The following is a 384-nucleotide window of genomic DNA, read 5'->3' as shown; positions in this document are numbered from 1 at the left end:
AACTCGTCGAGGTCGCGGATGTACTTGAACACCTTGCGCGCGGCGGCCGGCGGTTTGTTCCGCGCCTTCTCGTGCTGGGCATGGCGCACCAGCGAACGCAGTTGCTGGCGATCGGTGTCGGGGTATTCGTTGACGAAGCGTTCAAGGTCTTCGTCGTTACCGTCGATCAACCGGTCGCGCCAGCGCTCCAGGCCGTGGAAGCGTTCGTTGTACTGGCGAGTCGAGCTGTCCATCTGCTCGAGCAGGGCATGGATGGCATCCAGGTCCTGCACGCGCATCAGCTTGCCGACGAACGACATGTGGCGTTTACGCGCACCATGAGCAGTGTGCTTGCTGGCCTCGGCAAGGGCCTTGCGCAGCTCGTCGGTCAACGGCAGGCGGGCC

General features: G+C 63.8%; 1 protein-coding gene. It reads right to left on the bottom strand.

Translation table 11 applies throughout. The features are described from left to right. Nucleotides 1-384: ribosome biogenesis factor YjgA (gene yjgA, locus QWI17_RS00085; protein ID WP_302720475.1), on the bottom strand; the 384-nt coding region annotated here is incomplete at both ends.

The sequence above is a fragment of the Gilvimarinus gilvus genome (assembly GCF_030518155.1).
GTDB classification, from domain to species: domain Bacteria; phylum Pseudomonadota; class Gammaproteobacteria; order Pseudomonadales; family Cellvibrionaceae; genus Gilvimarinus; species Gilvimarinus gilvus.
This window is presented reverse-complemented; position numbering and strand designations above follow the sequence as displayed.